Genomic DNA, 22,714 nt, shown 5'->3' with positions numbered 1-22,714 from the left:
CGCCGCCCGGCACGGCCTCGACCGGCCATTGGGGGATATCCTGCTCGCCCGTGGCGCCGTGACCGAGGCCGAGCTGCTCTCGGCGCAGGCCGAGGTGCATGGGATCGGAATCGCCGACCTGTCGCGCCAGCCGCTCGACCCGCGGCTCGCGCCCTGCCTGTCGGCCGAGGATGCGCTGCGTCTCGATGCGGTGCCGGTCGGCCGCGCCGGGCGGATCGTCATCGTGGCAACGCCTCGCCCGGACCGCGCCGACGCGATCCTCGCGGCGCTGGACCTGCCCCCCGATCACCGCGCCGCCCTGACCATCGCACCGCGCGCCGCCGTCACCGACGCGCAGATCGCGCTTTACGGCGAGCGCATGGCGCGCCTCGCCGAGGGGCAGGCCCCCCAGGGTGTCAGTTGCCGCGGCTGGCGGCCCGAGACCGCGGCCCCGGCCCTGCTTGCGGTGCTGGCCGCGACGGGGCTTGCGGCGCTGGCCTGGCCCGCGGCGGTGACGGCGCTGCTCTTCGGGCTGGCCCTCCTGATCTTCGCGGGCAACACGGCGCTCAAGGCGCTTGCCTTTGCCGCGACGCTGCGGGCGGATCGCGCCGCGCAGGGCACTGAGCCCCCCCGCGATGCGCCGGGGGGGGCCGCGCTGCCGGTGATCTCGATCCTCGTGCCGCTCTACCGCGAACCCGACATCGCCACGACCCTGCTACGCCGCCTCGGGCGGCTGGACTATCCGCGCGAGCGCCTCGATGTCCTGCTGGTGGTCGAGGAGGAAGACCGGCTCACGCGCGCCGTTCTGGCCGACACGCCCCTCCCTCCCTGGACGCGGGTGATCACGGTGCCGCCGGGCCAGCCCCGGACCAAGCCGCGCGCGCTGAACTTCGCGCTTGGCTTTGCGAAAGGCGAGATCATCGGCATCTACGACGCCGAGGATCGACCCGACCCCGACCAGCTTGCCCGCGTCGCGGCGCGCTTCGCCGCCCGCGGCCCCGAGACGGCCTGCCTGCAGGGGCGGCTCGACTATTACAACGCGCGCCACAACCTCTTGTCTCGGCTCTTCGCCATCGAATACGCGGTCTGGTTCCGGGTGCTGCTGCCCGGCGTCGAACGGCTGGGCCTGTTCGTGCCGCTGGGGGGCACCACGCTGTTCCTGCGCCGCGAGGCGCTGGAGCGTGTGGGCGGCTGGGACGCGCACAACGTGACCGAGGATGCGGAACTGGGCCTGCGGCTGGCGCGTCACGGCTACCGGACCGAGCTTCTCGATACCACCACCTTCGAAGAGGCGAATGCCGCCGTCCTGCCCTGGATCCGGCAACGCGCTCGCTGGCAAAAGGGGTATCTTCTGACATGGGCCGTCGCCATGCGCGCGCCGCGGGCGCTGTGGCGCGATCTCGGGCCGGTGCGCTTCGTGGCGATGCAGGTCCAGATCCTCTTCGCCGTGGCCGGGTTTCTCGTGGCACCACTGCTGTGGTCGCTGATGGTCAAGCCCTTCGGCCTCGCCCATCCGCTCGATGCCACCGTGGGGCCGATGGGCTACGGCATCCTTGCGACCGGCTTCGTCGCAAGCCTCTGCCTGTCGGTGGCGATCGCGTTCCGGGCCACGCGGGCGCAGCACCTGCGCGGGCTACGGCCGTTCATCCTGCTGTCCGAGCTGTATTTCCTGCTGGCCACGCTCTCGGCGTGGCGCGCCTTTGCCGAGATGCTGCTGCGCCCCTTCTGGTGGGCCAAGACCGAGCATGGCGCCTTCGGCGGCATCGCCGCGCCGCCCGCTCAGCGAGGGGCCTGGGCCTCTTCCTTGAGGCGGACGACGAAAGCGATGGACAGGTGATCCCTCAGCGCCTTGGCGGCGCGGTCGCCATCGCGGGCGGCGATGGCCTCGACGATCTCGGCATGTTCGGCCAGCGCCTTCTCGCCCCGGCCCTGCGCGGCAAGCGAGGTGCGCGCCATAAGCGCCATGGAGCGATAGACGAGGTCGAGCTGCTGCACGAGGAACCGGTTGTGGCTGGCCAGATGGATCTGGTGATGGAAGCGGCGGTTCGCGCGCGCCAGCGCCTGCGGGTCGTCCAGAAGCGCGTGATCGGCCTGCACCATCTCGCGCAGCACCTGCACCTCTTCGGCCGCTGCGTGCTGGGCGGCCAGCTTGGCGGCCAGCCCCTCCAGCTCCTGCCTGACGGCGTAAAGCTCGGCCATCTGCGCATGGTCGAGCGAGGCCACGATCAGCGAGCGCCCGTCGCGCGTCAGCAGGCTTTGCGTCTCGAGCCGCTGCAACGCCTCGCGGATCGGCGTGCGGCTGACCCCGAAGCGCTCGGCCAGTTCCGACTCGACCAGCCGGTCGCCGGGCCGATAGGTCCCCTGGTCGATCGCATCGAGGATCAGGGCATAGGCATCCTTGTGCGGATCGGGCGGGGTCTTGGTGGCCATGGGCGGGCTTGGTCCTTGAATGTCGTCGCGCCACGCTAGGCGGCGGCGGCGGGCCTGTCCAGACTTGCGCCGCCCGCGCCGAGGGCCTACCCCTGCCCCATGCCGCGCGACAGATTTTCCCATGTCGAGACCTGGGTCTTCGACCTCGACAACACGCTCTACCCGCCCGAGATGGCGCTCTTCGACCAGATCAACGTGCGGATGACCGATTGGGTCATGCGCGCGCTCGGCGTCGATCAGCCCGAGGCGGATGCCCTGCGCCACCGCTACTGGCGCGACCATGGCACGACGCTGGCGGGGCTGATGCGGCATCACGGCGTCGATCCGGGCGCCTATCTCGAAGAGGTCCACGAGATCGACTTCACCGTGCTGGTCCCCGATGCGGGGCTGGCCGCGGCCATCGCCGCCCTGCCCGGCCGCAAGATCGTCTACACCAACGGAACCGAGCCCTACGCGCGCCGGGTCATCGACCATCGCGGGCTCGACGGGCTGTTCGATGCAGTCTACGGGGTGGAACATGCGCGGCTGATCCCCAAGCCCGAGCGCGACGCCTTCGAGACGGTCTTCGCGCTCGACGGGCTCGCCCCAGACCGCGCCGCGATGTTCGAGGATGATCCCCGCAACCTGCGCGTGCCGCATGCGCTGGGGATGCGCACGGTGCATGTGGCGCCCGAGGCGGAGACCGCGGAGTTCATCGAGCATCACACCGCCGACCTCGGCGCGTTTCTCGCGCGGCTGGTGTGAAGAACCCGAAAATTCGTACGAATTTTCGCACCACAGGTTTTTCGTACGAAAAACCTGCCCGCGCTTGAGACAGCCTGTCGCGTCGCCGCCATGGGCGGCGCGGCCTAGCTTCGGCGCATGAGCGCATTGGAACAGACCGACATCTTCATCTCGGGCGGCGGCGTCGCCGGCCTGACCGCCGCGGCGGCCTTCGGGGCCGCGGGCTTTTCCGTCATCTGCGCGGACCCCGCGCCCCCGATCACCGAGGCCGCGACCGAGGGGGCCGACCTGCGGACCACCGCCTTCCTGCAGCCCTCGCGCGATTTCCTCGACCGCGCGGGCCTGTGGGACCGGCTTGCGCCGCACGCGATGCCGCTGCAGGTCATGCGCATCGTGGATGCGGGCGGCGAGCGGGCAGAGGCGCGCGTCGCGCATGACTTCAACGCCGCCGACATCTCCGAGCTGCCCTTCGGCTGGAACCTGCCCAACTGGCTTTTGCGGCGCGAGATGGTGGGGCACCTGGCCACCCTGCCGAACGTCGATTTCTGCCCCGGCACCGGCACCGCTCAGGTGCTGACGCGCGAGGCCGAGGCGCGGGTGACCTTGACCGACGGCGCGCGCATCGCCGCGAAATTGGTCATCGCCGCTGACGGGCGCGCCAGCCCCGTGCGCGAGGCGCTCGGCATCGGCCTGCGCAGCATGCGCTACGGGCAGAAGGCGCTGGCCTTTGCCGTCACCCATCCGATCCCGCACGAGAATGTCTCGACCGAGATCCACCGCTCGGGCGGGCCCTTCACGCTGGTGCCGCTGCCCGATCACGAGGGGCGGCCGTCCTCGGCTATCGTCTGGATGGAGCGCGGGCCGGAGGTGAAGCGACTTGCCGCCCTGCCAGAACCCGAGTTCGAGGCCGAGATGACGGAGCGCTCCGCGCATCTTTTCGGGCCGCTCAAACTCGCCAGCCGCCGCACGGTCTGGCCGATCATCGCCCAGATCGCCGACCGGATGGAGGGCGAGCGCACGGCTTTGGTGGCCGAGGCCGCCCATGTGGTCCCGCCGATCGGGGCGCAGGGGCTGAACATGAGCCTCGCCGACATGCGCGTGCTCGTGGACCTGGCCGAGGCGCACCGCGACGATCCGGGCACGCGGGCGATGCTGCGAGAGTATCACCGCGCGCGGCATGCCGAGGTGCTGGCGCGGGTGACGGGGGTGGATGCGCTCAACCGCGCCTCGATGGCCGAGGCGCAGGGGTTGCGTGACCTGCGGCTGCGGGCGCTGAACGCGATCTATTCCGTGGCCCCCGTGCGCCGCGTGATGATGCGCGCGGGGCTGGGGGCCACGGGCTGAGGCCCGGGTTCAAGCTCAGGGAAAGACGCGGTCGACCACCGCCTGCAAACGCGCCAGCGCCGCGGGCACGTCATAGAGCTTGTCGAGACCGAAGAGGCCGATCCGGAAGGTCATGAAATCCTCGGGCTCGTCCACGCGCAGCGGCACGCCGGCCGCGACCTGCATCCCGTGCGCCATGAAGGCCGCGCCGGACTTGATCGCCGGATCGTCGGTATAGCAGACCACCACGCCGGGCGCGCCATAGCCTTCGGCCGCGACGGATTTCACGCCCTTCGCCGCCAGCATCGCGCGCACCCCGTCGCCCAGCGCCCATTGCGCCGCCTTCAGCCTGTCGAACCCGTAGTCGCGGGTTTCCAGCATCGTGTCGCGGAAGACGCGCAGCGCGTCGGTGGGCATGGTGGCGTGATAGGCGTGCCCGCCCGCCTCGTAGGTCGCCATGATGTTGGCCCAGGCCTTCAGATCGCCCGCGAAGCTGGTCGATTGCGTCTCGTCGAGCCGCGCCTTGGCGCGGTCGGACATCATCACGAGCCCCGCGCAGGGCTGCGCCGACCAGCCCTTTTGCGGGGCGGAGATCAGCACGTCGACCCCGGTCTCGGCCATGTCGACCCAGGCACAGCCCGAGGCGATGCAGTCGAGCACCATCAGGGCGCCGACCTCATGCGCGGCCTCGGCCAGAGCCGTGATATAGGCGTCGGGCAGGATCACGCCCGCCGATGTCTCGACATGGGGGGCGAAGACGATGCCGGGGCGGGTCTCCCGGATCTTGGCCGTGACCTCGTCGATGGGCGCCGGCGCATAGGGGGATTGCGCGCTGTTGCCGGTGGGCCGGGCCTTCATCACCGTGACCTCGCCCGCGAAACCGCCCGCATCCAGGATCTGCGACCAGCGGAACGAGAACCAGCCGTTGCGCACCACCAGCACATCCTGCCCGCCCGCGAACTGGCGGGCGACGGCCTCCATCCCGAAGGTGCCGCCGCCCGGCACGAGCGCGACATGGGCGGCGCCGTAGACCTCTTTCAACATGCCGGAGATGTCGCGCATCACCTGCCCGAAGGCCCCCGACATGTGGTTGAGCGAGCGGTCGGTGAAGACCACGGAATATTCCAGCAGCCCGTCGGGATCGACGGTATCGAGCAAGGCGGTCATCGGCGCATCCTCCTGTTCCTTGACCCTTGGGGTAGCGGGATGCGCACGGGCCGCCTAGCCCGTGTTTCGTCGCGGGGCCGGGTGGGCGGCAGCCAGCGCGGCGCGGATCGGCGCGGGCGTTTCCGATCCGCGTCAGCCCAGCGGGCCGGGGCGGCGTTCCTCGGACAAAAGCACGTTCGCCTCGACGTTGCCGACGCCCGGAAGGGTCATGATCCGGCGGCGCAGCACGCGCTCGAAATCGGGCAGGTCGCGGGCGACCACGCGCAGGCGGTAATCATACAGGCCCAGCACATGCTCGACCGTCTGCACCTCGGGAATGGCCGAGACCGCGCGCTCGAAATCCTCGAGGCTGACGCGGCCCTTCAGCCCCAGCTTCACGCCCAGGAACACCGTGACCCCGAAGCCCAGCTTCTCGAGGTCGAGATCGAGCCGCCGCGCGCCGATCACGCCGGCCTCGGCCAGCCGCTTCATCCGCCGCCATGTCGCAGGCTGCGACAGGCCGAGGCGGCGGCCCAGCGTCGAGGCCTTGAGCGTGGCATCGGCCTGCAGGGCGCGCAGGATGGCGCGGTCGGTGGCGTCGAGGTCGATCACAGCGGCAAGGTCTGCTGGTTCTTGATCGTGGCGACCTGCATCAGCGCCTCGATATCGGCGATATGCGGCAGGGTCAGGATGCGGTCGCGGTAGATCTCCTGGTAATGCGGCATGGTCCGGGCGATGACGGCGAGGCGCACATCGACGCGGCCGAGGAAGGTCTGGATCTCCACGACTTCCGGCACCTCGCGCGCGGCGGCGAGGAAGGTGTCGAAGGCGCGCGGGTCGGTCTTGTCGAGCGTGATGCGCAGGCTCACCTCGACGGCATAGCCCAGCGCGGGCCAGTGGATCGTCGCGCGCTGGCCCTTCAGCACGCCGTGGGCCTGCAACCGCTCCAGCCGCTTGTAGCAGGTGGCCAGCGGCAGGCCCGCGGCCTCGGCCAGCTGGGTCACGGGTTGGGCCGGGTCGGCCTGAAGGTGGCGAAGCAGGCGCCTGTCACTGTCGTCGAGCATGCGTATTTTTGTAAAGATGAAATTGACGAATGACTTTCTAACATACGGCGCGATATTTGCCAATTCCGATACATCACACCGCCCAAGATGACGGCAGATTGCGCGCCAGAGACAGCCATACCAGACGAGGAGAGAGACATGCGCGTTTATTACGACCGCGATTGCGATGTGAACCTGATCAAGGACATGAAGGTCGCCATCCTGGGCTACGGCTCCCAGGGACATGCCCATGCGCTGAACCTGCGCGACTCGGGCGCGAAGAACGTCGTCGTCGCGCTCCGCGAAGGCTCGGCCAGCGCCGCCAAGGCACAGGGCGAAGGGCTGCAGGTCATGGGCATCGCCGAAGCGGCGGCCTGGTGCGACCTCATCATGTTCACCATGCCCGACGAGCTGCAGGCCGAGACCTACAAGAAATACGTCCATGACAACCTGCGCGAGGGCGCGGCGATCGCCTTTGCCCACGGCCTGAACGTGCATTTCGGCCTTATCGAGCCGAAGCCGGGCGTGGACGTCATCATGATGGCCCCCAAGGGCCCCGGCCACACGGTGCGCGGCGAATACACCAAGGGCGGCGGCGTGCCCTGCCTTGTCGCGGTCCACAACGACGCGTCGGGCAAGGCGCTGGAGATCGGCCTGTCCTATTGCTCGGCCATCGGCGGCGGGCGTTCGGGCATCATCGAGACCAACTTCAAGGAAGAGTGCGAGACCGACCTCTTCGGCGAGCAGGCGGTTCTCTGCGGTGGCCTGGTCGAGCTGATCCGCATGGGCTTCGAGACGCTGGTCGAGGCGGGCTACGCCCCCGAGATGGCCTATTTCGAGTGCCTGCACGAGGTGAAGCTGATCGTGGACCTGATCTACGAAGGCGGCATCGCCAACATGAACTACTCGATCTCGAACACCGCCGAGTATGGCGAGTATGTCTCGGGCCCGCGCGTCCTGCCCTATGACGAGACCAAGGCGCGGATGAAGGCGATCCTGACCGACATCCAGACCGGCAAGTTCGTGCGTGACTTCATGCAGGAGAACCAGGTCGGCCAGCCCTTCTTCAAGGGCACGCGCCGGATCAACGACGCGCACCAGATCGAGCAGGTCGGCGAGACGCTGCGCGGCATGATGCCCTGGATCTCGGCCGGCAAGATGGTCGACAAGTCGAAGAACTGATCCCCTGCCGAGGCAAGGGATGGACGGCCCCGGGGGAGGTTCCGGGGCCGTTTTTCGTTTCCGCTCAGCAGGGGCGGGCCAGCACCAGAACCCATGTCCGCCCGGTTCCGGCAAAGCCGAACTGGGTGACGGCGGGATCGAGGATGTTGGCGCGGTGGTCCGGGCTGTCCATCCAGGCGGCGACGGTGCTTCGGATATCGGGGGTGCCCTGCGCGAAATTCTCGGCGGCGGCACAGGCCTCGAAGCCCGCACGCTGCAACCGGTCCGACAGGGTCGAGCCATCCGCACCGATATGACCCAGCCGTTCCGCGGTGGCGAGGTCGTCGGCCTGCGCCTGCGCCGCCGCCTGAAGGGCGGGCGAGTGGATCAGGGGGCGCAGGATGCCGCGCATCGCGCGACGGGTGGAGAGCTGCGTGCCAGCCGACGCGATGTCGACGGTCGCGCCCGCCGACAACCGCTCGGTTCCGGGGCCGGGCGCACAGGCGGCCAGCCCCGCCACAAGGCACAGGATGAGACTGCGTCGGATCATGGTATCTGCCTCGGGTTGGTGTTGTTTTGACCAAGGATGCGCCCGCGGTCAGAGTCGCACAAGAGGCGGGATGCCCCGCGCGCGCAGCGCGACCGTGTGGCTGTGGATAAATCCGGGGACAGGATGGAATAGTGCAATCTCGGGGCGTCGATACGGGACATGGACCGCGCCGAGGGTCGGCTTTCCATCACTCTCCGCGCGCCAAACCCTCGGCAAGACGCCGCTGATCGCGGAGGATCGCGGGTAGATCGACGGTGGCAAGCTTCCCCTCGGCCACCACGCGCCGCCCCTCGACGAAAAGGTCGCGCACATGGGTCGGCCCGGCCAGCAGCAGCGCCGCGGGGTCCCAGTTGCCCGCGGCCTCCACCCCGCTCACATCCCAGACCGCGATGTCGGCGCGGTAGCCCGGCGCCAACTGCCCGATCTCGGCCCCGCGGCCCAACACCTCGGCCCCGCCGCGGGTGGCGATGCGCAGCGCCTCGCGCGGGGACATGGCCCCCGGCCCCGAGGCGACGCGCTGCAAGAGCATCGCCATCCGCGCCTCGGCCACGAGGTTGCCCGCGTCGTTCGACGCCGATCCGTCGACGCCGAGGCCCACGGGCACGCCCGCGTCGCGCATGGCGCGCACCGGCGCGATGCCCGAGGCAAGCCGACAGTTGGAACAGGGGCAATGGGCGACCCCCGTGCGTGTGCGCGCGAACAGGTCGATCTCGGCCCCGTCCAGCTTGACGCAATGGGCGTGCCACACATCCGGCCCGGTCCAGCCCAGCTCCTCGGCGTATTGACCGGGGCGGCAGCCGAATTTCTCGAGCGAATAAGCGATATCCTCGTCATTCTCGGCCAGGTGGGTGTGCAGCATCACCCCCTTGTCGCGCGCCAGCACGGCGGCGTCGCGCATCAACTCGCGGCTGACCGAGAAGGGCGAACAGGGCGCCACGCCCACGCGGATCATCGCCCCCGGCGCGGGGTCGTGGAAGGCGTCGATCACGCGCAGGCAATCGGTCAGGATCGCGGCCTCGTCCTCGACCAGACTGTCGGGCGGCAGGCCGCCGTCGCTTTCGCCGATCGACATGGCCCCGCGCGTGGCGTGGAGGCGCAGGCCGATCGCCGCAGCCGCCTCGATCGTGTCGTCGAGCCGCGAGCCGTTGGGGTAGAGATAGAGGTGATCGGACGACATCGTGCAGCCCGAGAGCGCCAGCTCGGCCAACCCCGTCATGGCCGAGACGCGCATGTGCTCGGGCGTGAAGCGCGCCCAGATCGGGTAGAGCGTCTGCAGCCAGCCGAAGAGCGCCGCGTTCTGCGCGCCGGGGACCGCGCGGGTGAGCGACTGGTAGAGGTGGTGATGGGTGTTCACGAGGCCGGGCGTCACGACGCAACCGGCCATGTCATGCACCTCGCCCGCCGTCCGCAGCCCGTGGCCCACCGCGGCGATGACGCCGTCGCGGATCAGGATGTCGGCTTCGGCCAGCTCGGTCCCCGCGTCATCCATCGTGACGACGACAGAGGCGTTCCTGAGCAGCGTCTCAGGCATCGGGCACGTCCTTGAGCAGGGCCAGCGCCGCGGCATGCAGCGCCGGGTTCGCCGCGGCCAGCGCGCGGCCGCCCTCGTGCACCGGGCGGCCCTTCCAATCGGTGACGACGCCGCCCGCGGCCTCGATCACCGCGATTGGGGCGGAAATGTCATAAGCGGCAAGGCCCGCCTCGATCACGAGGTCCACCTGCCCCGCGGCAAGCAGGGCGTAGGCGTAGCAATCCATCCCGTAGCGCGTCAGCTTCACGCGGTCGCGCACCGCCTCGAACCCCGCGCGCTCGGGCGGGGTGCCGACCTCGGGGAAGGTGGTGAAAAGCGTCGCCTGCGCCAGATCGGCGGTGCCGCGGGTCGCAAGCGGCGCCTCGCCCTGCGGGCCGGTGACGCGGGCGCGGCCGAAGCCGCCCTCGAAGCGCTCACCGATATAGGGCTGGTCGATGATGCCGTAACTCGGGCCGTCCGCGTCCGACAGCGCGATCAGAACGCCCCATGTGGGCGTGCCCGAGATGAAGCCGCGGGTGCCGTCGATCGGGTCGATGACCCAGGTCAGGCCGGTGATGCCGGGGGTGGCGGCCTCTTCCTCGCCGAGGATGGCGTCATGCGGGCGGCGCTCGGCCAGAACGGCGCGCATCGCCGCCTCGGCGGCGCGGTCGGCCTCGGTCACCGGATCGAAGCGGCCGACGCCCTTGTCGTCGGTGGCAAGCCCAGCGTTGCGGAAATGCGGCAGGATCGCCGCGCGCGCGGCATCGGCCATGGCATGGGCCGTGGCGATCAGGTCGGTCGTCTCGGAGAGGGACGCTCCGGGCAGGGGATCGGTCATCTTGGGCTTCCGGCAACTGCGGGTCTGGACGCAGGGCGGAAGGGACACGATCCCCTGTCCGGGGTCAAGCCGGGGCTGCCGTCAGGCGGCAGCGTCCGACAGAACGCGGGCCAGTTCGAACAGGCGCCTGCGCTGGGTCTCGGGGATGGCGTAGTAGGAGCGGACAAGCTCCAACGCCTCCTTGTCGGCGAGGATGTCTCCGGGCAGCGCCGACTGGCCCGCATCGGCCGCCTGCGCGGCTTCGGCCCCGTCCATGCCTTCGAAGAAATAGGCGACCGGCACCGACAGCGCCTCGGAGATGTCCCAGAGCCGCGAGGCGCTGATCCGGTTCATCCCCGTCTCGTATTTCTGGATCTGCTGAAACTTGATGCCGACCTTCTCGGCCAGCTGCTGCTGTGTCATCCCGACCATCCAGCGGCGATGCCGGACTCGCTTTCCGACATGGACGTCTACAGGGTGCTTCACGACCCCCTCCTGTTCTTGCCAAACCAACCCCCGCGCCCATCCCCGAAACAATGGACCGCAAGGCCTCGCGGAACCCCGCGACAGGCCAGAGGTAGCGCGGCGATGGGCCGGATCAATCCTTTGGCGACTTGGAAAGGCCGCATTCTCGCATGAAGGGCATGTTGACCCATCGGGCAACCCGGCTTCGCACGCATAACGGGCAGTCTACTCGCCCTTTGCGTGTCCAGCAAGCCTTGCGCCAGCCGCTCTGGCGAAGCCGCGATGCGCCCGCTAGGCTGGCCTCCGCAAGCGACCCCAAGGCAGGAGCACTGGCCATGCGCGCATTCCAGGTGACCGAGAGCGGCCAGCCGCCACAGCTGACGGATCTGCCCCGGCCCGAGCCCGGTCCGGGCGAGATCCTCGTGCGGATCGCCGCCTGCGGCCTGAATTTCGCCGATCTCCTCATGGTGCGGGGCACCTACCAGGACACGCCGCCTGCGCCTTTCACGCTGGGGATGGAAGTGTCGGGCACGGTCGAGGCCCTGGGCGAGGGTGTGACCGCCCCCGCGGTCGGGGCGCGTGTCGCGGTCTTCGCGGGCCATGGCGGGCTGGCCGAGTGGGGCGTGTTTCCCGCCGCCCGCGCCGTGCCGATCCCGGATGCCATGTCCTTCACGCAGGCCGCGGCGTTTCTCGTGGCCTATGGCACCTCGCATCTTGCGTTGCACCACCGCGCGAAGCTCAAGGCGGGCGAGCGGCTGCTGGTGCTGGGGGCTGCGGGGGGCGTCGGGCTGACCGCGGTGGAACTGGGTGCGCTGGCGGGCGCCGAGGTGATCGCCGTGGCGAGAGGCCCGGAGAAGCTGGCCGTGGCCGCCAGGGCCGGCGCGCGCCACCTGATCGACAGCGACAGCGCCGACATCCGGGCCGAGGTCAAGGCGCTGGGCGGGGCGGACGTGGTCTTTGACGCGGTGGGCGGCGCGGCGTTCGACGCGGCGCTGCGCGCGACCCGGACCGAGGGGCGCATCCTGAGCATCGGCTTTGCCAGCGGCGCGGTGCCACAGGTGCCGGCGAACATCCTGCTGGTGAAGAACATCACGGTGATGGGGGTCTATTGGGGCGGCTACCTGGCCTTTGCGCCCGATACGCTGACCGGCAGCCTGTCCGAGCTGGTGGCGCTGTTCAAGGCGGGCCGCATCGCGCCCCATGTCAGCGCGACCTTCCCGTTGGGCGACGCGGAGAGCGCGCTTGAGCTGCTGCGCAGCCGGGCCAGCACCGGGAAGGTCGTGGTCACGATCTGACAGGCCCGCTCAGAGGCTGCGGAACCCCGCGCGCGTCAGCTCGACCAACGCATCGAGCGGCGCGCCCTGGTTCAGCTCGGAGCGATAGAGGTTGATGCGGATCTCCGGCAGCGCGGGCAGCGCGCCGCCATGGCTCACGCATTCCACGTAGGGGGGTTCGGTTCCCTCGATACAGGCATGCACCGCAAGGTCGGCGCTGACCGAGGCCTCGACGGTGCGGATCGAGTCGGACTCGACCGCCATTTCCCAGGGAATGCCCGCCCGGTCGAGCGCCGCCTGCACCGAGTTGCGGAAGATGCAGGCATGCTCGAAGGCCAGCCGCAGCGGGCGCTGCTTCCACATCTGCCCGCCTTCGGCGCCGACCCAGACCAGCGGCCGGGTGATCAGCGTCTCGCCGCGCGCGTCGCAATCGGCCTCGGTCGTCAGGATCGCGTCCAGCTCGCCGCGGGCGAACATGCGCTTGAGCCGTTCGGTGTAGGAGGACATCAGCTGCACCTTCACGCGCGGGAAATCCACCGCCAGCCGGTGCAGCACCTGCGGGATTGCCGGGTAGACGATGTCATGCGGGACACCCAGCGTCAGCTCGCCCTCGTAATCCGAGGCGGTGAGCCGCGTCAGCACCTCGTCGTTGAGTTCCAGCATCCGGCGGGCGTAGCCCAGCATCTGCTCGCCCGCGCCGGTCAGGATCAGCCGCCGCGTCGAGCGGTCGAAGAGGCCCACGCCCAGCATCTCCTCCAGCCGCTTGAGCTGCATCGAGACGGCTGATTGCGTCAGGTTGAGATAGCCAGAGGCCTTGGTCACGCCACCCGCGTCGGCGACGGCGACGAAGGCGCGCAGGGCGGTCAGGTCGAGATTGCGCGGCACATCACACCTTGTGATCTGAAAGCTCAAAAATATTCGTTTTCAAAATGCACAAGCCCGTCGATATATCAAGTCTCGAAATCTCCCCCGGATTTTGAATCACGCAACACGAAAGGAAGACCCCGATGGCCAATCTCATGGCGTCGCATGGGGCGGTCGCCATGGATCGCGCCGTCATGCCCGCCCTTTTCTCCCGGTTCCTTGCGCGGCTGGCCGCGCTGCGGACCGAGCGCCAGCTGCGCCGCCTCGACGCGCGGCAGCGGCGCGATGCCGGGCTTGCCGCCCCCGGCGCACCGCGTGCCGCTGTGCTGCCCGGCTGGGACCTGCACCTCCAGGGCCTGCGCTGAAAGGCGCGGCCAGCGCCGCCCGATCCGTTCGATTGGAAAAAACTATCGCGCCACGATCCCGCATCGTGGCGCGACTTGCTTGAAAAACAGGGCGCAGTTGCCAATATTCCACTCCAAGGATGGGTCGCGCGCGCACTGCGCGGCGGCCCGACCCAAAGCTATTCTCAGGAGGGATACATGGCTGACTACCAGACGATCCGGGCCGGCATCTCGGGTGCCCGCGCCGCCGAGATCGATCAGGGCCTCAAGGCCCACATGAACAAGGTCTACGGGACCATGTCGGGCGGCATGCTGATCACGGCAGCCGCGGCATGGGCCATCGCCAACCTCGCCGTCACGGCGGACCCGACCGGCGCCACCGTCGCGCTGCGCGAAGGGCAGTATCTGACCGGCCTGGGCGAGCTGCTCTACACCACGCCGCTGCGCTGGGTGGTGATGTTCGCCCCGCTCGCCTTCATCCTGTTCGGCTGGGGCGCACTGATGCGCCGTGGCTCGGCCGCCGCGGTCTCGCTGGGCTTCTTCGCCTTCGCCGCCGTCATGGGCGTGTCGATGAGCTCGATCTTCCTCGTCTTCACCTCCTACTCGATCGTGCAGACCTTCCTCGTGACCGCCATCGCCTTCGCGGCCCTCAGCCTCTGGGGCTACACCACGAAGAAGGACCTGTCGGGCATGGGCACCTTCCTCATCATGGGGGTGATCGGCCTTGTCGTGGCGATGATCATCAACATCTTCCTGCAGTCGCCCGCGATGATGTTCGCCATCTCGGCCATCGGCATCCTGATCTTCGCAGGCCTCACCGCCTTCTACACGCAGGAGATCAAGTCGACCTACGTGGCCCATGCCGCGCATGGCGACCAGGAATGGCTGGACAAGGCCGCCATCGACGGCTCGCTCAGCCTCTACATCTCGTTCCTGAACATGTTCCAGTTCCTGCTGATGTTCATGGGCCAGCAGGAATAACATCCGCTGCACGCGCGTGACGCGAAGGGCCGGGGGCATTCCCCGGCCCTTTCCTTTTCCGACGCCGCTGCCGGCGTCCTGTGCTTTCCGACACAAGCCTTGGCTGCACGATCGGCCAGAATGGACATCAACGGATGTGCAACAGCTTGAGAGGACAGGCCGATGAGTGTGAGCGGTATCGGAGGTGGGGTCAGCCACCTGCAGGGGATGGACGCAGTTCGGGCCGGTGGTGCGCTCGGCGACCACACCGTCGAGCAAATCACCAACACCCGCGTGGAGCCCCGGGAAACCTCCTTGGGTTCGGCGATCAAGTCGTTCTTCAAGGGGATCGGCGATATCTTCTCGAAGCTGAAGGCCGAGTTCAAGGAAAGCCGGGCCGCCGAGAAAGAGCGCGCCGCCGAAAAGAAGATGGCGAAGGCGGCCGGTGGCTTTGCGGATGCCTTGGCGAACGACCAGGCCTCGGCCAAGAAATTCTTCAAGATGACCACGGTGGTTGCGAAGCATGCCGCCCCCGAGGACGTCGCACGGATTGCCGCCGAAAAGACCATGGACGCCATTCGGAGCTTGCCCGACGACAAGGCCGGCAATGCCCTGACCCACCTGAGGCAGTTCGGCGCGCCGGGCGGCACGGGGGAGGCCCTGAAGAACGTCTATGACCAAGCCCTCGCAAATCGCGTCGATGTGCTGATCGCCTCGGACCTGGGGGGCGCGAGTGACAGGGTCCGCGCGGAAAACGATGACCTTCGCGGGCAATTCGCCGACAAGGTCGCCGCGTTCGATGCCGCCCTGTCGAGCATGCTCGAAAACACGGTGGACGGGTAGGCCGCTTGGCCGTGGTCCCTACGAGACGCCACGACCGGGCGAGACCCGCAGGGCCGGGCCGCTGGCGCGAGACAGGACACGCCGGAGCCACAGGCATGCCAAGGCCGACGCCGACGAACCGAAAGGCCGTGACGCAAGGCGGCGATGCCGCCCCCGGGCACGCGGCGTTGGACGGGCTGGCCGTCGGTGTGATGCGGGACCGTGCGGACCCCCAGCGCCCTCCACGGCCTGCAGACCGGTCCGGCCGGGCCCTTCACGTCCGGAACCGACACCGTGGCCGGCTTCCCCCCGGAAAGCGGCCGGGGACCCCGACAGAACACTGGACGAACCGGCGAGACAGACGCCGCAACAGGAGAAACCCGACATGAAAACCGCCGAAGCCATCAAGACACTCGGGACCGCGATGGGCCTGCCTGCGCTGGCGTTTGACGCCGAAAACACCTGCAACCTGATGATCGACGACCGGCAGGAGATCTACCTGTCGGGCGATCCCGACGGCAGCGTGCTGCGGATGCACGCCGTTCTCGGCGACGCCACGGAGCTGCGCGCCGACCCGACGCGGATGCTCGAGGTCAACTACAATGCCGACGAGTCCGGAGGCGGTGCCCTGTCGATCAACCGCATGACCGGCGAAGTCGTCTACGTGAAGTCTCTCGACCTGACCGGCCATGACGCGGCCGGTGTGACCTCGGCGCTCGAAACCTTCCTGCGCTACGCGGCGTTCTGGATGGAACATGTCGGCACGCTGTCGCAGCCGGTGGCGGATCCACGCCTGGGTGGGCAGGCCGGGGACGCCGAGACCATCATCCGGATCTGAGCCGGTCCGGGGGTCGGCAGGAGTGCCCTGCCCCATCCGAACGGCTGCGATGACACGGTGCAAGGCCGAGCGACGGCCGCAGCCCAGCCCCGGATGCGGCCGTCTTCATGTCCCTTCACGCGCCCTGTCATTGCCCTGACATGGAGGCCGCCTAGGTGTTCGCCAGCGCACCGAGGATGCCGATGTCACCGCCCCCTTCCCCCTGCCCGTCACCGGGCGACCTGCTGCGCGTGTTCGGGCGGATCGGACTTCTGAGCTTCGGCGGCCCTGCCGCCCAGATCGCGCTGATGCACAAGGAGCTGGTCGAGGACCGCCCCTGGCTGACCGAGCGGCAGTTCCTCAATGCGCTCAGCTTCTGCATGCTCCTGCCCGGCCCCGAGGCGATGCAGCTGGCCACCTATGCGGGCTGGCGCATCGGCGGCGTGCGGGCCGGGCTGATCGCGGGGCTGCTCTTCGTCATCCCCGGAGCCTTCGTCATTCTTGCGCTGGCCTCGGTCTACGCGGCCCATGGCGGCGTGCCGCTGGTGCAGGCGCTGTTTCTCGGCATCAAGGCCGCGGTGATCGTGATCGTCGTGCAGGCGCTGGTGAAGGTCTCGAAAAAGGCGCTGACCGGGGCCCTGGCCTACGCGCTGGCCGCAGTGGCCTTTCTCGGGCTCTACGCGTTGCAGGTGCCCTTCCCCCTGATCGTGCTGGGCGCGGGGCTGATCGGGGCGGCCTTCATGGCGAACGCCCCGCCCGAGGCCGCCCCGCCGCCCGTCTCGGCCCGCGGCACGGCGCGGACGGTCGCGCTCTGGTCGGCGATCTGGCTGCTGCCGCTGGCGATGCTATGGGCCGTCGCGCCCGGCGGGCTGCTGGCCGAGATCGGCCTGTTCTTCGCCAAGCTCGCCGTCGTCACCTTCGGCGGGGCCTATGCCGTGCTGGCCTACATGGTGCAGGAGGTGGTCGCCGGTTTCGGCTGGCTGACCACCGCGCAGATGATGGATGCGCTGGGGCTGGCGGAAACCACGCCCGGCCCGCTGATCCTGGTGACCGAGTTCGTGGGCTTCCTCGCGGGCGCACAGGCGGGCGGCTGGCCGTTGGGCCTTGCCGCAGCCCTTGTCACGCTCTGGGTCACCTTCGCGCCCTGCTTCCTGTGGATCTTCGCGGGCGCGCCCTACGTCGACTGGATCGCCAGCCGCCCGCGCCTGACCGGCGCGCTGCAGGCCATCACCGCCGCCGTCGTCGGCGTGATCCTGAACCTGTCGGTCTGGTTCGCCGCCCATGTGCTCTTTGCCGAGCTCGAGACGGTGACCGCCGGCCCGCTTGGGCTGCTGCTGCCGGTCTGGTCCAGCCTCGACGCCCCCGCCCTCGGGCTGACGGCGCTGGCGGCGGGGCTGCTGGCGGGCCTGAAGCTGGACCTGCTCAAGGCATTGCCGATCATGGCGCTGGCAGGTCTTGTCGTTTCCTGGGCCACAACCGGGATTTGAGGTGTTGACTCGGGGCCACGCCCAAGTAAAAGGCGACGTCTCAAGAGATACGTGCAGCGCGCGCGCCGCGCCGCCCCGATATTCCGCAGGAGCCCGACCATGGCGAAGCCGACGACCATCAAGATCCGCCTCAACTCGTCCGCCGGGACGGGCCACTTCTACGTGACCAAGAAGAACGCCCGCACCATGACCGAGAAGATGACCGTACGAAAGTACGATCCGGTGGCGCGCAAGCACGTCGAATACAAGGAAGGCAAGATCAAGTAATCCGCCTTTCATATCCGACCTGAGGGCCGCGCCGGGAGACCGACGCGGCCCTTTTGTTTTTCGTCTCGCAGGAAAGGCCGGGAAGATGGCCGAAGAGCTGACCCTCAGACCCACCACCGCCGCTGACCTCGCGGCCGTCGATGCGTTGATCGCCGCAAGCTACCGCACGCTGCTCAAGCGCGACTACGCGCCCTCGGTGCTGGTGACCGCGCTGCCGCTGATCAGCCGGGCGAACCCGGTGCTGCTGCGCTCGGGCAGCTACTACGTGACCGAGGATGACGAAGGCCGCGCGCTGGCCGTGGGCGGCTGGAGCCGCTCGCCGCCCCAGGGTGGGGTCGGACGGGCCGAGATCGGCCATGTGCGGGCGATGGCGACCCACCCCGATCACACGCGCAAGGGGCTGGCGCAGGCGATCGTCACCCGCGCGCTGGCCGATGCGCTGGCCTCGGGCGTGGAGCGGATGATCGCGCAGGCCACGCGCACGGCCGTGCCCTTCTACAGCGCCATGGGCTTCCGCGCCCGCGGCGAGATCCTGGTCGCGCTGCGCCCCGGCATCACCTTCCCCGCGGTCGAGATGGAGCGCATCCTGTGACACGAGCGCGGGCAAGATCCTTGCAAGGATCTTGCCCGGCAGGCCCTTGCAAGGGCCTGCACAGCCTCTTGCAAGAGGCTGGGTCGCTCACAGCGCGACGGTCTCGCCCGGTTCGGGGGCGAGCACCCTCACCCCCGGCAGGGCCGCCTTCATCGCATCCGCCGATTGCGCGAGCAGCGGGAAGGTCCGGTAATGATAGGGGATCACGGTCTTGAAGCGGAACAGCTTCGAGGCCGCATAGGCCGCCCGCGTCATGTCCATCGTGTAATGCCCCCCCGCGCAGAGGATCCCCACGTCGGGCGCGTGGATATCGGCCCAGACCCCCATGTCGGCCATCACGTCGGTGTCGCCCGAGACATAGACGGCGCGGCCCTCGCCCTCGATGATGTAGCCCGCGGGTTCGCCCATGTAGACCGGCGCGCCCTCGCGGCCCACCGACGAGGAATGCACCGCGTGAACCATGGTGACCGCCACCTCGCCCAGCCGCACGGTGCCTCCCTTGTTGAAGCCGTTGGTCTCGATCCCCTCCTCGGTCCCGGACCACCAGCTCATCAGCTCGACCATGCCGTAGACCGGCACCCCCAGCTCGCGGGCCAGCGCCGGCACGCCGTTGACGTGGTCGAAATGGCCATGGGTGACGAAGATCGCCGTCACCCCGGCCAGGACCGCGTCGCGGCGGTCGGCGGGAAACATCGGGTTCCCGCTCTCCCACGGGTCGATCAGAAGCACCTGACCGCCGATCTCGAGCCGCAGGCCGGCGTGGCCCAACCATGTGTAGTTCATCGCTCGCTCCCTTGTTGCACGTCGTCCCGACCCTCACGATAGACCCGGCGCGCCGTTCGGCGAAAGGGGGCCGCGCGAATCCCGCGCCTGCGCCTTGCGGGCGCTGCTGCACGCGGCTAAACCGCGGCAGACCCCGACGAGGAGGCCCCGATCCATGTCCATCGACAGTGCAACCGCCGCCAAGGTGGCCAAGCTCGCCCGCATCCGCGTGGAAGACGCGGAGCTGCCCGCGCTGGCCGCGGAATTCAACGCGATCCTCGGCTTCATCGAGCAGCTTCAGGAACTGGACGTGGATGACGTGGAGCCGATGGTCAGCGTCGAACCGATGCGCCTGAAGCGCCGCGACGACGTCGTGACCGACGGCGACCGGCAGGCGCAGGTCCTGTCCAATGCGCCCGACGCGCGCGAGGGCTTTTTCGCCGTTCCCAAGGTGGTGGAGTGACCATGTCCGAGCTGACGAAACTGACCATCGCCGAGGCCCGCGACGCGCTGCGCCGGGGCGACGTGACCAGCGTGGAGCTGACCGAGGCCTGCCTTTCGGCCATCGACGGGGCCGATCCGCTTGGCGCCTTCGTCCACAAGACGCCCGAGATCGCGCTGGAGCGCGCGCGCGCTGCGGATGCGCGGATCAAGGCGGGCGATGCGCCGGGGATGTGCGGCATCCCGGTGGGCATCAAGGATCTGTTCTGCACCGAGGGCGTGCCGTCGCAGGCCGCCTCGAAGATCCTCGAGGGGTTCCGCCCGGAATACGAATCCACCGTCTCGGGCCAGCTGCGTGACGCGGGCGCGGTGATGCTGGGCAAGCTGAACATGGACGAATTCGCCATGGGCTCGTCCAATGAAACCAGCGTCTACGGCAATGCCGTGAACCCCTGGCGCGCCGAGGGCTCGAACGCGGCGCTGACGCCGGGCGGCTCCTCGGGCGGCTCGGCCGCCGCCGTGGCCGCCGATCTCTGCCTGGCCGCGACCGGCACCGACACCGGCGGCTCGATCCGCCAGCCCGCCGCCTTCACCGGCACGGTGGGGCTCAAGCCCACCTACGGCCGTGCCTCGCGCTGGGGCATCGTCGCCTTCGCCTCCTCGCTCGATCAGGCTGGCCCGATGACCAAGACGGTGCGCGACGCCGCGATCATGGGCGCCGCGATGATGGGCCATGACCCGAAGGATTCGACCAGCGCCGACCTGCCCGTCCCGGATTTCGAGGCGATGCTGACCGGCGACATCCGCGGCCGCGTCATCGGCATCCCGCGCGAATACCGCATGGAGGGCATGCCCGCCGAGATCGAGGCGCTCTGGACCCGTGGCCGCGAGATGCTGGCCGATGCGGGGGCCGAGATCCGCGACATCTCGCTGCCGCACACCAAATACGCGCTGCCGACCTATTACGTGATCGCCCCGGCCGAGGCGTCGTCGAACCTCGCCCGCTACGACGGGGTGCGCTACGGCTACCGCGCCAAGCTGGCGCAGGGCGACGGCATCACCGAGATGTACGAAAAGACCCGCGCCGAGGGCTTCGGGGCCGAGGTGCGCCGTCGCGTGATGGTGGGCACCTACGTGCTGTCGGCGGGCTATTACGACGCCTATTACAACCGCGCCCGCAAGGTCCGCACCCTGATCAAGCGCGACTTCGAAGAGGTCTTCGCCGCAGGCGTCGACGCGATCCTGACGCCTGCCACCCCGTCCGCGGCCTTCGAACTGGGCAAGGAATTCGACGACCCGGTGCAGATGTATCTCAACGACGTCTTCACGGTGACGGTGAACCTCGCCGGGCTGCCGGGCCTTGCCGTTCCGGCAGGCCTCGACGCGCAGGGCCTGCCGCTGGGCCTGCAGCTGATCGGCCGGCCCTGGGAAGAAGGCGATCTGCTGAACATCGGGCATGCCCTGGAACGCGCCGCCGGTTTCGTGGCGAAGCCCGGAAAATGGTGGTGACACGACGCCGGCGGTCGGACAGCGACGCCGCCGGGCGGCCACAGCGCGCAGCGGCATGAGCCGCTCGCCCAATTTCGGGCCGCGGCGCGGTGGGCTTGTGCCCGGGCTTGTCGTTCTGCACTACACGGCCATGGCCGATTGCGACGCCGCGCTGCGGGTGCTCTGCGCGCCTGAGCGCGAGGTGTCGGCCCACTACCTCATTCGCCGCGATGGCGGCGTGATCCCCCTCGTCGACGAGGCGATGCGCGCCTGGCATGCCGGGGCCGGATCCTGGCGCGGGCTGGATGACGTGAATTCGCGCTCGATCGGGATCGAACTGGACAATGACGGCGGCTCGCCCTTCGCGGCACCGCTGATGGACGCGCTCGAGGCGCTTCTGCCTGGGGTCATGGCGCGCTGGTCCATCCCGCCGGAGGGGGTGATCGGCCATTCCTGCATGGCACCGGGCCGCAAGATCGACCCCGGTGCCCGCTTCGACTGGAGCAGGCTGGCGCGGCGGGGGCTGGCCGTGATGCCGCAGGACAAGGGGTCCCTGCCGCTGGATGCGGCACGCTTCCGCCGCGATGCGCTGGCCTACGGCTTTCCCGATGTCGAAGCCCCGCTCCTGCTGCAGGCGATGCGGCTGCGGTTCCGGGCCGGAGCGACCGGCCCGCTGGACGGGCGCGACTGCGCGCTCATGGCCGAGATGGCCGCGCGATACGGGGCTTGAACCCGCGGCGCGGGCCGCGTAGCTGACAGGGGCGCGGAGGGCCGGATGGCCGCGGGCGGGCAACCGTTCGAGGAAAGTCCGGACTCCAATGAAGCCACGGTGCCGGGTAACGCCCGGGCGGAGCGATCCGACGGAGAGCGCCACAGAAATGAAACCGCACCCCGTCCGCGGGGTGCAAGGGTGAAACGGTGGGGTAAGAGCCCACCGCGCGACGGGCAACCGGAGCGGCACGGCAAGCCCCACCGGGAGCAATGCCGAATAGGGATGCCGCGGGGGAAACCCCGGGGTGGGCTTCGCCCCAGGCATCCGGGTTGGCAGCTTGAGGTTCGGGGGCAACCCCGCGCCCAGAGGAATGGCCATCCAGAGGGGGCGACCCCTTGGACAGAATCCGGCTTACAGGCCCTCCGCGCAGATCAACAGGCATCACCGGGCCCCGGACGGGGGGCCATGACGCAGCGGGAGGTTCGAAGCCTCCGGCTCCGACCCGGCGGCGCGCGTCGTCAGGCCCCGTCGGGGCCGCTCCTCCGCGCGCTGGGTGCGGGTGGCACGGGGCCTGCTTCACCACGGACGGATGCGCGGCTGTCGGTGTCGGTGTCGGTGTCCGGAGCCTCCCCCTTCCACGGCAAGTCTGCCTGTCAAGCGATGAGTGGGGATATTTGTGAAACGGAGAAGCAGGGCATCGGTGCCGCGACAACCGGGGGCGAGCGCGCAACCTGGCC

At 69.3% G+C, this 22,714-nt stretch carries 25 protein-coding genes and 1 other RNA gene; 16 read left to right on the top strand and 10 right to left on the bottom strand.

The window, feature by feature from the left end; translation table 11 throughout:
* Positions 1–1,816 (top strand): glycosyltransferase family 2 protein (locus tag QQK83_RS11865; RefSeq protein WP_284264456.1); only part of this gene is annotated, 1,816 nt, incomplete at its 5' end.
* Here the strand turns inward: QQK83_RS11865 and QQK83_RS11860 are convergent.
* Entirely contained in the window at positions 1,759–2,409 is a 651-nt protein-coding gene (locus tag QQK83_RS11860) for a GntR family transcriptional regulator (RefSeq protein ID WP_284264454.1), read from the bottom strand. The two genes, QQK83_RS11865 and QQK83_RS11860, sit on opposite strands and share 58 nt — an antisense overlap.
* Before the next feature lie 99 nt (positions 2,410–2,508).
* Between QQK83_RS11860 and QQK83_RS11855 the strand changes: the two genes are divergently transcribed.
* Positions 2,509–3,153: a pyrimidine 5'-nucleotidase gene (locus tag QQK83_RS11855; RefSeq protein ID WP_284264452.1), complete on the top strand. Its 645-nt coding sequence runs from the start codon at positions 2,509–2,511 to the stop codon at positions 3,151–3,153.
* 117 nt (positions 3,154–3,270) lie between these two features.
* Positions 3,271–4,476, top strand: a complete 1,206-nt coding sequence (locus QQK83_RS11850; RefSeq protein ID WP_284264450.1) for a UbiH/UbiF family hydroxylase — start codon at positions 3,271–3,273, stop codon at positions 4,474–4,476.
* 15 nt (positions 4,477–4,491) lie between these two features.
* On the opposite strand, the gene QQK83_RS11845 is transcribed toward QQK83_RS11850, so the two are convergent.
* From QQK83_RS11845 to QQK83_RS11835, 3 genes are all read right to left on the bottom strand, one after another.
* Positions 4,492–5,622 (bottom strand): aminotransferase class V-fold PLP-dependent enzyme, encoded by a 1,131-nt coding sequence (locus QQK83_RS11845; protein WP_284264448.1) that lies wholly within the window; start codon positions 5,620–5,622, stop codon positions 4,492–4,494.
* A 132-nt stretch (positions 5,623–5,754) separates the two neighbouring features.
* Positions 5,755–6,213: an Lrp/AsnC family transcriptional regulator gene (locus tag QQK83_RS11840; RefSeq protein WP_284264444.1), complete on the bottom strand. Its 459-nt coding sequence runs from the start codon at positions 6,211–6,213 to the stop codon at positions 5,755–5,757.
* On the bottom strand, positions 6,210–6,665 hold the full coding sequence (locus tag QQK83_RS11835) for an Lrp/AsnC family transcriptional regulator (RefSeq protein ID WP_284264442.1): 456 nt from the start codon (positions 6,663–6,665) through the stop codon (positions 6,210–6,212). Before QQK83_RS11835 ends, QQK83_RS11840 begins: the two co-directional genes overlap by 4 nt.
* A 138-nt stretch (positions 6,666–6,803) precedes the next feature.
* Here QQK83_RS11835 and ilvC point away from each other — a divergent pair, with 138 nt between their 5' ends.
* On the top strand, positions 6,804–7,826 hold the full coding sequence (ilvC, locus tag QQK83_RS11830; protein WP_284264441.1) for a ketol-acid reductoisomerase: 1,023 nt from the start codon (positions 6,804–6,806) through the stop codon (positions 7,824–7,826).
* Positions 7,827–7,890: 64 nt separating this feature from the next.
* Here ilvC and QQK83_RS11825 read toward each other — a convergent pair whose 3' ends face one another.
* From QQK83_RS11825 to QQK83_RS11810, 4 genes are all read right to left on the bottom strand, one after another.
* On the bottom strand, positions 7,891–8,355 hold the full coding sequence (locus QQK83_RS11825; RefSeq protein ID WP_284264440.1) for a CAP domain-containing protein: 465 nt from the start codon (positions 8,353–8,355) through the stop codon (positions 7,891–7,893).
* 187 nt (positions 8,356–8,542) lie between these two features.
* On the bottom strand, positions 8,543–9,886 hold the full coding sequence (locus QQK83_RS11820; protein ID WP_284264439.1) for an 8-oxoguanine deaminase: 1,344 nt from the start codon (positions 9,884–9,886) through the stop codon (positions 8,543–8,545).
* Positions 9,879–10,703: a histidinol-phosphatase gene (hisN, locus tag QQK83_RS11815; RefSeq protein ID WP_284264438.1), complete on the bottom strand. Its 825-nt coding sequence runs from the start codon at positions 10,701–10,703 to the stop codon at positions 9,879–9,881. The genes QQK83_RS11820 and hisN overlap by 8 nt, the downstream gene beginning before the upstream one ends.
* 81 nt (positions 10,704–10,784) lie before the next feature.
* Positions 10,785–11,168 (bottom strand): helix-turn-helix domain-containing protein, encoded by a 384-nt coding sequence (locus tag QQK83_RS11810; protein WP_284264437.1) that lies wholly within the window; start codon positions 11,166–11,168, stop codon positions 10,785–10,787.
* 314 nt (positions 11,169–11,482) lie between these two features.
* Between QQK83_RS11810 and QQK83_RS11805 the strand changes: the two genes are divergently transcribed.
* Complete coding sequence (locus tag QQK83_RS11805) at positions 11,483–12,442, top strand: NADPH:quinone oxidoreductase family protein (protein ID WP_284264436.1); 960 nt, start codon at positions 11,483–11,485, stop codon at positions 12,440–12,442.
* Positions 12,443–12,451: 9 nt separating this feature from the next.
* Here the strand turns inward: QQK83_RS11805 and QQK83_RS11800 are convergent, their stop codons facing one another.
* Positions 12,452–13,306 (bottom strand): LysR family transcriptional regulator, encoded by an 855-nt coding sequence (locus tag QQK83_RS11800; protein WP_284264460.1) that lies wholly within the window; start codon positions 13,304–13,306, stop codon positions 12,452–12,454.
* A gap of 122 nt (positions 13,307–13,428) precedes the next feature.
* On the opposite strand from QQK83_RS11800, the gene QQK83_RS11795 reads away from it, so the two are divergent.
* The 7 genes from QQK83_RS11795 to QQK83_RS11765 all read left to right on the top strand — a co-directional run bounded on the left by QQK83_RS11795 (position 13,429) and on the right by QQK83_RS11765 (position 18,574).
* Positions 13,429–13,650, top strand: a complete 222-nt coding sequence (locus QQK83_RS11795; protein ID WP_284264435.1) for a hypothetical protein — start codon at positions 13,429–13,431, stop codon at positions 13,648–13,650.
* A gap of 177 nt (positions 13,651–13,827) precedes the next feature.
* Complete coding sequence (locus QQK83_RS11790; RefSeq protein WP_284264434.1) at positions 13,828–14,610, top strand: Bax inhibitor-1/YccA family protein; 783 nt, start codon at positions 13,828–13,830, stop codon at positions 14,608–14,610.
* A 162-nt stretch (positions 14,611–14,772) separates the two neighbouring features.
* On the top strand, positions 14,773–15,432 hold the full coding sequence (locus QQK83_RS11785) for a hypothetical protein (protein ID WP_284264433.1): 660 nt from the start codon (positions 14,773–14,775) through the stop codon (positions 15,430–15,432).
* A gap of 364 nt (positions 15,433–15,796) precedes the next feature.
* On the top strand, positions 15,797–16,249 hold the full coding sequence (locus QQK83_RS11780; protein WP_284264432.1) for a type III secretion system chaperone: 453 nt from the start codon (positions 15,797–15,799) through the stop codon (positions 16,247–16,249).
* A 182-nt stretch (positions 16,250–16,431) separates the two neighbouring features.
* A complete protein-coding gene (gene chrA / locus QQK83_RS11775) occupies positions 16,432–17,715 on the top strand; it encodes a chromate efflux transporter (protein WP_284264431.1) in 1,284 nt (427 codons plus the stop codon).
* A 99-nt stretch (positions 17,716–17,814) separates the two neighbouring features.
* Positions 17,815–17,982: a 50S ribosomal protein L33 gene (rpmG, locus tag QQK83_RS11770; protein ID WP_008885060.1), complete on the top strand. Its 168-nt coding sequence runs from the start codon at positions 17,815–17,817 to the stop codon at positions 17,980–17,982.
* An 85-nt stretch (positions 17,983–18,067) separates the two neighbouring features.
* Positions 18,068–18,574 (top strand): GNAT family N-acetyltransferase, encoded by a 507-nt coding sequence (locus QQK83_RS11765; RefSeq protein WP_284264430.1) that lies wholly within the window; start codon positions 18,068–18,070, stop codon positions 18,572–18,574.
* Positions 18,575–18,661: 87 nt separating this feature from the next.
* On the opposite strand, the gene QQK83_RS11760 is transcribed toward QQK83_RS11765, so the two are convergent.
* Positions 18,662–19,357 (bottom strand): metal-dependent hydrolase, encoded by a 696-nt coding sequence (locus QQK83_RS11760; protein WP_284264429.1) that lies wholly within the window; start codon positions 19,355–19,357, stop codon positions 18,662–18,664.
* 154 nt (positions 19,358–19,511) lie between these two features.
* Here QQK83_RS11760 and gatC point away from each other — a divergent pair, with 154 nt between their 5' ends.
* The 4 genes from gatC to rnpB all read left to right on the top strand — a co-directional run bounded on the left by gatC (position 19,512) and on the right by rnpB (position 22,407).
* Positions 19,512–19,799, top strand: a complete 288-nt coding sequence (gene gatC / locus QQK83_RS11755; RefSeq protein WP_284264428.1) for an Asp-tRNA(Asn)/Glu-tRNA(Gln) amidotransferase subunit GatC — start codon at positions 19,512–19,514, stop codon at positions 19,797–19,799.
* Positions 19,800–19,801: 2 nt separating this feature from the next.
* Positions 19,802–21,286, top strand: a complete 1,485-nt coding sequence (gene gatA / locus QQK83_RS11750; protein WP_284264427.1) for an Asp-tRNA(Asn)/Glu-tRNA(Gln) amidotransferase subunit GatA — start codon at positions 19,802–19,804, stop codon at positions 21,284–21,286.
* 55 nt (positions 21,287–21,341) lie between these two features.
* Positions 21,342–21,995 (top strand): N-acetylmuramoyl-L-alanine amidase, encoded by a 654-nt coding sequence (locus tag QQK83_RS11745; RefSeq protein ID WP_284264426.1) that lies wholly within the window; start codon positions 21,342–21,344, stop codon positions 21,993–21,995.
* A 33-nt stretch (positions 21,996–22,028) separates the two neighbouring features.
* An RNA gene (gene rnpB / locus QQK83_RS11740) (RNase P RNA component class A) lies at positions 22,029–22,407 on the top strand.
* Positions 22,408–22,714: the final 307 nt, after the last annotated feature.

It is taken from the genome of Roseicyclus amphidinii (assembly GCF_030163755.1).
GTDB classification, from domain to species: Bacteria; Pseudomonadota; Alphaproteobacteria; order Rhodobacterales; family Rhodobacteraceae; genus Roseicyclus; species Roseicyclus amphidinii.
Note: the sequence above shows the minus strand (reverse complement) of the source record. Positions and strands in the feature narration are given on the sequence as shown.